Annotated in this window: 5 protein-coding genes; 2 read left to right on the forward strand and 3 right to left on the reverse strand. The window is 74.3% G+C overall.

Translation table 11 applies throughout. The features are described from left to right. Positions 1-164 precede the first annotated feature (164 nt). Positions 165-1,805 carry an ABC-F family ATP-binding cassette domain-containing protein gene (locus tag ACF1A5_RS32940; RefSeq protein ID WP_392196511.1) on the reverse strand — a complete coding sequence of 547 codons (1,641 nt, stop codon included), beginning with the start codon at positions 1,803-1,805 and terminating at the stop codon, positions 165-167. A gap of 36 nt (positions 1,806-1,841) precedes the next feature. Then, positions 1,842-2,864, reverse strand: a complete 1,023-nt coding sequence (locus ACF1A5_RS32945; RefSeq protein WP_392196512.1) for an oxidoreductase — start codon at positions 2,862-2,864, stop codon at positions 1,842-1,844. Positions 2,865-2,931: 67 nt separating this feature from the next. Between ACF1A5_RS32945 and ACF1A5_RS32950 the strand changes: the two genes are divergently transcribed. Next, complete coding sequence (locus tag ACF1A5_RS32950) at positions 2,932-3,888, forward strand: NAD(P)/FAD-dependent oxidoreductase (protein WP_392196513.1); 957 nt, start codon at positions 2,932-2,934, stop codon at positions 3,886-3,888. 5 nt (positions 3,889-3,893) lie between these two features. On the opposite strand, the gene ACF1A5_RS32955 is transcribed toward ACF1A5_RS32950, so the two are convergent. Next, complete coding sequence (locus ACF1A5_RS32955) at positions 3,894-5,843, reverse strand: Xaa-Pro dipeptidyl-peptidase (protein ID WP_392196514.1); 1,950 nt, start codon at positions 5,841-5,843, stop codon at positions 3,894-3,896. A 211-nt stretch (positions 5,844-6,054) separates the two neighbouring features. On the opposite strand from ACF1A5_RS32955, the gene ACF1A5_RS32960 reads away from it, so the two are divergent. Continuing rightward, the gene (locus tag ACF1A5_RS32960) at positions 6,055-7,548 is read left to right on the forward strand and encodes a M1 family metallopeptidase (RefSeq protein WP_392196515.1); all 1,494 of its coding nucleotides are present in this window, start codon (positions 6,055-6,057) and stop codon (positions 7,546-7,548) included. The last annotated feature ends 133 nt before the right edge of the window (positions 7,549-7,681 follow it).

Raw genomic sequence — 7,681 nt, forward strand, 5'->3', positions numbered from 1 at the left:
GGCCCGGACTCTCCGCGTCGCGGGGGTCCGGGCCCGGTTCTCCGGCTCCCGACAGGGGCGAGGGGCCTGTTCTCCGTCCGCACGGGCTCTCCGTGCGGGCGGTCTCACCCCCGCCCAGCGGCGCCGGGCGCCCGCTCAAGGTCCAGCCCGCGCGGGACGCGCGCTCAGCGCTCCGTCACCTTGCCCGCCGCCACCTCCAGGCGGCGGTTCACCCGGACCGCGTCCAGCATCCGACGGTCGTGGGTGACCAGGAGCAGGGTGCCCTCGTAGGAGTCCAGGGCCGTCTCCAGCTGTTCGATGGCCGGCAGGTCGAGGTGGTTGGTGGGCTCGTCCAGGACCAGGAGGTTGACGCCCCTGCCCTGGAGGAGGGCGAGGGCGGCCCGGGTGCGCTCGCCCGGGGAGAGGGTCGCCGCCGGGCGCAGGACGTGGTCCGTCTTCAGGCCGAACTTGGCGAGCAGCGTGCGGACCTCGACCGGTTCGGTCTCCGGGACCGCCGCGCGGAAGGCGTCCAGCAGCGACTCGGAGCCGTGGAACAGCCCGCGCGCCTGGTCGACCTCGCCGACGAGCACGCCCGAGCCGAGCGCCGCGTGCCCGGCGTCCAGGGGGACCCGCCCCAGCAGGGCGGCCAGCAGGGTCGACTTGCCCGCGCCGTTTGCGCCGGTCACCGCAACCCGGTCCGCGAAGTCGACCTGGAGGGACACGGGGCCGAGCACGAAGCCGCCGCGCCGCACCTCGGCGTCGCGCAGCGTGGCGACGACCGCGCCGGAGCGCGGGGCGGCCGCGATCTCCATGCGCAGTTCCCACTCCTTGCGGGGTTCCTCGACGACGTCGAGGCGTTCGATCATGCGCTGGGTCTGGCGGGCCTTCGCGGCCTGCTTCTCGCTGGCCTCGCTGCGGAACTTGCGGCCGATCTTGTCGTTGTCGTTGCCGGCCTTGCGGCGCGCGTTCTTCACGCCCTTGTCCATCCAGGAGCGCTGCACCTGGGCCCGTTCCTGGAGGGCCGTCTTCTTGTCGGCGTACTCCTCGTAGTCGTCGCGGGCGTGGCGGCGGGCCACCTCCCGCTCCTCCAGGTAGGCCGCGTAGCCGCCGCCGTAGAGGTTCACCCGGCCCTGGGCGAGGTCGAGTTCGAGGACCTTGGTGACCGTACGGGTGAGGAACTCGCGGTCGTGGCTGACGACGACCGTCCCGGCGCGCAGGCCGGTCACGAACCGCTCCAGCCGTTCCAGGCCGTCCAGATCGAGGTCGTTGGTGGGTTCGTCGAGCAGGAAGACGTCGTAGCGGGAGAGCAGCAGGGAGGCGAGGCCCGCGCGGGCCGCCTGCCCGCCGGACAGGGAGGTCATCGGCTGGTCCAGGTCGACGGCCAGGCCCAGGGAGTCGGTCACCTCCTCGGCGCGTTCGTCGAGGTCGGCGCCGCCGAGGCCGAGCCACCGCTCCAGGCTCGTCGCGTACGCGTCGTCGGCGCCGGCCGCGCCGTCGACGAGCGCCTGGGTGGCCTCGTCCATCACGCGCTGCGCCTCGGCGACCCCGGTGCGGCGGGCGAGGAACGCCCGCACGCTCTCGCCGGACCTGCGCTCCGGCTCCTGCGGCAGATGCCCGACGGTCGCGGCCGGCGGGGACAGGCTGAGCTCACCCAGCTCCGGGGCGGCCAGTCCGGCGAGCATCCGCAGCAGGGTGGACTTGCCCGCGCCGTTGGCGCCGACCAGCCCGATGACGTCCCCGGGGGCGACGACGAGGTCCAGTCCGGTGAACAGCGAGCGGTCGCCGTGACCGGCGGCGAGGTTCTTGGCGACGAGGGTGGCAGTCATCAGACCGCCGATCCTAACGGCCGTCGGAGGGGGTGGTCAGCGTCCCACCGGGACGACGAGCACGTTCCCCGGCGCCCGTGCCACCAGGAAGGCCTCTCCCCTCACGGCCCGGGCGTCCAGCGGGATGCGGTGGCGGCCCGGCTCCAGGAGCCCGTCGAAGACCTGCCGGGTGTGCGTGCGGTGGAGGCGGTCGAGGCGGTGGGCGGTGAGGCGGACCCGGCAGGGGGAGGTGACCTCCACCTCGGCCGTGCCGTCGCCGGCGGTCAGGCCGCGCAGCCGGCGCCGCTCCTCGGGGCCGCGGTCCAGGGCGTGTTCGACCTGGGCGACGAGCAGCGGGACGACCGGGGCGAGTCCGTCGACGAGAGCGACCTCGGCTCCCGCCCGGGCGAAGGCGTCGCCCACGGCGGCCCGTTCGGCCGCGCGGACGGCCCGGCCGAAGACGACGGCGCCGTACTGACGCAGTTCCTCCGCGGGCACGCCGGCGACATCGCGGGCGATGTCGGCGCCGATGCCCAGGGTGCGCAGGGCGGCGGCGAGCCGGGCGAGGACGGCGACCCGTGCCCCGATGAGCAGCACCCGGGGGCGGCGCGCGGGCGCGTCCCCGTCCAGGAGGGCGTACAGCGCCGCCCGGTAGGCGGCGCCGTTGAAGCGGAACGGGCCGATGCCCCGGTAGCCGTTGAGTTCCAGGTCCGCGTGGTCACCGGTCTGCCAGGCGAAGTCCCGCCAGACGTAGTCGTCGCCCGCCCTCTCGATGACCGCGGTGACCGCGCCGCAGGCCAGGTCCGCGCACTCGGGGCAGCCGTAGATGACGTACCGGCCGCCCGGCAGCGGTGCCTGCGCCTCCAGCAGCAGGGCGCGCACCTGGGCGGTGAAGATGGCGGGCGGGACGTCGGAGGCGAGCGGGGACACCGCGTCCAGGTCGCTGAGCCGGAACAGCAGGGGCCGTCCGTTCACGACGAAGTCCACGAAGTCCCGGTGGATCTGGTGGCCGCCGTCGGCGAGGACCTCTCCGGCACGCATCGCCGGGGCCAGGCCGAAGGTGGCGTACTCGGCAGACATGGGGTGAGTATTCCCATCCCGCGGCCGATGCGAGCGCCGCAGTGCCGCATTCCGCTACGGTCCCGGCGTGCGCGGTGAGACGAGTGGCGGGGTCGTGGTGGTGGGCGGTGGGGTCGTCGGACTGACCACGGCCGTGGTGCTGGCCGAGCGCGGCCGGCGGGTGCGGGTGTGGACGCGGGAGCCGGCCGAGCGGACCACCTCGGCGGTCGCGGGCGCCCTGTGGTGGCCCTACCGGATCGAGCCGGTGTCCCTCGCCGGGGACTGGGCGCTGGAATCCCTCGCGGTCTACGAGGAGTTGGCGGCGCGGCCCGAGGAGACCGGGGTGCGCATGGTGGAGGGCGTGCACGGCGGGACCCGGCTGGACTCCCTGGGGCCGTGGGCGGCGCGGGTGCCGGGGCTGCGCGCGGCGCGTGCCGGGGAGTACCCGGGGACCGGGTTGTGGGCGCGGCTGCCGCTGATCGACATGCCGGCGCATCTGCCCTGGCTCAGGGAACGGCTGCTGCGGGCCGGCGGCACGGTGGAGGAGCGCACCGTGCGCGACCTGGCCGCGGTCGACGCCCCGGTCGTGGTGAACTGCACGGGTATAGGCTCCCGGGACCTGGTGCCAGACGCGGGGGTGCGTCCCGTGCGGGGCCAGCTCGTCGTGGTGGAGAACCCGGGGATCACGACCTGGCTGACGTCGGTCGACCAAGCCTCGGCCGCGACCACGTACTTCTTCCCGCAGCCGGGCGGGCTGGTCCTCGGCGGCACGGCCGAGCAGGACGTCTGGTCCCTGACGCCCGATCCGGCGGTGGCCGAGCGGATCGTCGCGCGGTGCGCGGTGTTCCGGCCGGAGATCGCGGGGGCGCGGGTACTGGGGCACCGGGTGGGGCTGCGTCCGGCGCGGCACGCGGTGCGGCTGGAGCGGGTGCCGCTGCCGGGCGGGCGGGTGCTGGTGCACCACTACGGGCACGGCGGGGCCGGGGTCACCGTGGCCTGGGGGTGTGCGCGGCAGGCGGCCGGGCTGGTGGGCCCGGCCGCCTGAGCGCGTCAGTGCCCGGGGATCCGGGGGGCGGCGCCCGCCGCCCGGACTCCGGCCGGCGTCCGGGGCGTGGAGAGGGCGGGGCCCGGTCCGGCCGTGGCACGGGCGAACGCCGCCGCCCCGCCGACCAGGGGCACCCGCGCCGAGGTGCGCGCCAGGTCCAGGGTCAGGGTCGGGGTGGTGGAGGGCGGATCGATGAGGTCCTTGTCGGTCCCCGCGACGATCAGCGCCAGCCGGTGGCCCCGGGGCACCACGTGGTCGGTGGCCGCGAGGTCGAGCGTGATGGTGTACGCCCGGCCCGGGGTCAGCGGGACGCCCTTGCCGGCGTCGGCGTAGGTGCCGAGGTCGGCCCAGCCCCGGCTGAGGACGGTGTGGCCGACGGCCGCCGTCCTGGCCCTGGTCTCCTTGAAGCAGGCGCTGTCGCCCGCCGTGCTCGCGCCCCAGCAGGTGCGGTCGGTGAGCGTGGTGATGCCCTCGGCGGCGTCGGCGTAGTCCCGGATGGTGTCGGGGCCGAGGTCGACGAGGACGGCGGACAGATGGGCCGTCTCCGTGGTCGGGGTGGCGGTGACGGTGACCCGGGAAGAACCGGACAGGCGCAGGTCGCGGGTGAGCGGCCGGCTGACGAACCCGGCCTTGTCCGGGGTCGGGGTGTCGATCTGGGCGGCCCAGTCGGTCTCGCCGCGCCGCGGGTCGTCGGTGAGGGTCTCGGTGCCCCGGCTCCGGTGCAGGCCGAGGGCGCCGACGCCCGCCCGCTCGCCCGGGGCGGGACGCAGGGTGGCCGTCGCCGTGCCGCGCGGCGGCCAGCTCTTCGAGGTCTCCCACTGGTCGGGGTGGCGTTCGACGTCGGCCATGGGCGCGCGGTCGATGCCGTTGTCGTAGCCGAGGAGTTCGTGGTCGAACCAGCGGTGCAGGGTGTCGACCCAGGCTCCGCGCCGGAAGTCGAAGGGGTCGACGTGGCCGGTCTGGGAGAGCCAGATCTTGCGCTCCACGCCGTTGCGTGCGAGCGCGTCCCACCACTGGCCGAAGTTCTTGGTGCGGACGTTGAGGTCCTGCAGGCCGTGCACCAGGAAGACGCTCGCCCTGACCCTGTCCGCGTGCCGGACGTAGTCGCGCTCGGTCCACAGCGGCGTCCAGTCGCCGCTGCGCGGGGCCCCTTCGACGAGTCTGCGCTGCACGGCGGCGCACCGGGTACGGGCGTCGGGGCTCTCGACGTAGCCGGACAGCCAGTCGGGGCCGGAGTCGTAGAGCGGGGCGCCCTGGGCGAAGTAGTAGTCGTACCAGGAGGAGATGGCGCTGATCGGCACGATGGTCCGCAGGCCCTTGACGCCGGTGGCGGCGACGCCGTTGGCGACGGTGCCGTCCCAGCTCTTGCCGATCATGCCGGTCCGGCCGTTGGTCCAGTCCGCCCGGACCGTGGTGGAGCCGGTGCGGCTGGTGTAGGCGCGGGCGCGGCCGTTCAGCCAGTCGATCACGGCCTTGGCGGACCGGACGTCGGAGCGGCCACCGACGTCGACGCAGCCGTCCGAGCGGTTGGTGCCGGCGAGGTCGACGCCGACGAACGCGTAGCCGCGGGGTACGAAGTAGTTGTCGTAGAACAGCGGCATCCGGACGACGTGGCCGTTCGCGTCGTACGTCTTCTTCTGGCTCTCGTTGCCGCGCCCGCAGCAGGAGTAGTACGGGCTGGCGTCCATGATGACCGGGATCTTGCGGCCCTGCCGGGCGGGCTCCCCGGGCCGGACGATGTCGGCGGCGACCCGGTCGGTGCGCCCGTCGCCGTCCGAGTCGAGTCCGGTGTCCACCCAGACGGCCTCGCGGACGGCGTTCGCGTACGAGTAGACGGGCCGGCTCTCGCGCGGGGCGCCGTGGGCCGCCGCCGGGGTGAGGAGAGCGGCCGCGAGGACGGCGGTGGCCGTCACGGTGAGCGGTCTCCAGGTCGTGCAGCGCATGCGTGTCGGCATGTGCGGGACGCTACAGGCGGCAACTGCCTCACAAAAGAGGGACACTGACGGCCAGTCGGGTCGACGGTGGCCGGCCGGGGCCGGTGGGAGGGCTCCGGACCGTGACGGCCGGATGGCGATCGTGTGACAGCGGTGGCCATGGACACGCACGGGGGCGCGGGGACTCAATAGGCTCCGAACGGACTGTGAACCCCTACGACTTGGAGTTCTCGTGCACCGTAGAACCATCGCCCCGGGAGCACTCGCGGCGGCCTCCCTGTTGCTGGCGATCCCGGCATCGGCCGCAAGCGGTTCCGCCGGAGCACCGGGCATCGGCGATCCCTACTACCCGAACTACGGCAACGGTGGATACGACGTCTCCCACTACGACCTCCGGCTGACCTACCGTCCCGCGACGGACGAGCTGGCGGGTACGGCGACGATCCGGGCGCGGACCACCCAGGCCCTGTCGCGGTTCGACCTGGACTTCCTGCTGGACGTGAGCGAGGTGCGGGTCAACGGCGCGAAGGCGGCCTTCACCCTCTCGGGAGAGCACGAGCTGGAGATCACCCCGAAGACCCCGCTGGCCGAGGGCGCGCCGGTCACGGTGGTCGTCCGCTACAGCGGAGTGCCGTCGGCGAAGAGCGCCTACGGGTTCACCACCTGGCACCGGACGCCCGACGGGGCGGTCGCGGCCGACGAGCCCGAGGCGGCCTGGTGGTGGTTCCCGAGCAACGACCACCCGAGCGACAAGGCCACCTACGACGTGTCGGTCGCGGTGCCGGACGGCACCCAGGCGCTGTCCAACGGGACGCTCCAATCGACGAGTTCCAAGCTCGGCTGGACGCGGTACAACTGGCGGCAGAACAAGCCGCAGGCGACGTATCTGGCCACGCTCGCGGTCGGCCGGTTCGACATCACGACCGGCACGTCCGAGGGCGGGGTCCCGGTCGTCAACGCCTACAGCAAGGACCTCGGCGACAACGACGGGGCCGCCCGGGCGAGCGTGGAGCGCACCGGCGAGATCGTCGACTGGCTGAGCGGCTGGTTCGGGCCGTATCCGTTCGGCTCGGCCGGCGGCTACGTCCCCAACACGACCACCGGGTACGCGCTGGAGACGCAGACCCGGGTGTACTACAGCCCGAGGCAGTTCGCGAGCGGCTCCAACACCTCGGTCGTCGTGCACGAGCTGGCGCACCAGTGGTACGGCGACGACGTGTCGATCGCGGGCTGGAAGGACATCTGGATCAACGAGGGCTTCGCACGGTACGCGCAGTGGCTGTGGTCCGAGCACGAGGGCGAGGGCACCACGCGGGAACTCGCGGACTACGTGTACGCCTCACACCCGGCCGACGACGCGTTCTGGACGGTGAAGCCGGGCGACCCGGGTCCGGACCACCAGTTCGACATCGCGGTCTACGACCGGGGAGCCCTCGCCGTCCAGGCGCTGCGCGACGCGGTGGGCGACGACGCGTTCTTCGCCATCCTGAAGGGCTGGCCGAAGGAGCACGCGTACGGCAACGCGTCGGTGGCCGACTTCCGGCAGTACGCCGAGCGGGTGTCGGGCAAGCCGCTGGCGGCGCTGTTCGACACCTGGCTGTTCCAGCCGGCGAAGCCGGGCGCCCCGGCGGCCCGGGCGGCGTCCGTGGCGAAGGCGCCGACGGCCGCGGTACAGCCGAGGTCGTGGAAGAAGATCGAGGCGACCGACGACGTGCACGCGGGGTGAGTGACGGCCGGGCGGGGGGGGGGGGGGCCCCCCCCCCCCCCCCCCCCGGCCCCGGCCCCCTTAGTGGTGGGCGCCGACAGCGCCCCCGCGGGCCCCCCCCCCCCCCCCCCGCGGCCCCCCCACCCACCCGCCC

This window comes from Streptomyces sp. NPDC014864 (assembly GCF_043081525.1).
Taxonomy (GTDB): domain Bacteria; phylum Actinomycetota; class Actinomycetes; order Streptomycetales; family Streptomycetaceae; genus Streptomyces.

Excerpts from the sequence above, each read along its gene's own strand:
- ACF1A5_RS32940 (WP_392196511.1), bottom strand. The coding sequence starts at position 1,805 with ATGACTGCCACCCTCGTCGCCAAGAACCTCGCCGCCGGTCACGGCGAC.
- ACF1A5_RS32945 (WP_392196512.1), bottom strand. The coding sequence starts at position 2,864 with ATGTCTGCCGAGTACGCCACCTTCGGCCTGGCCCCGGCGATGCGTGCC.
- ACF1A5_RS32955 (WP_392196514.1), bottom strand. The coding sequence starts at position 5,843 with ATGCCGACACGCATGCGCTGCACGACCTGGAGACCGCTCACCGTGACG.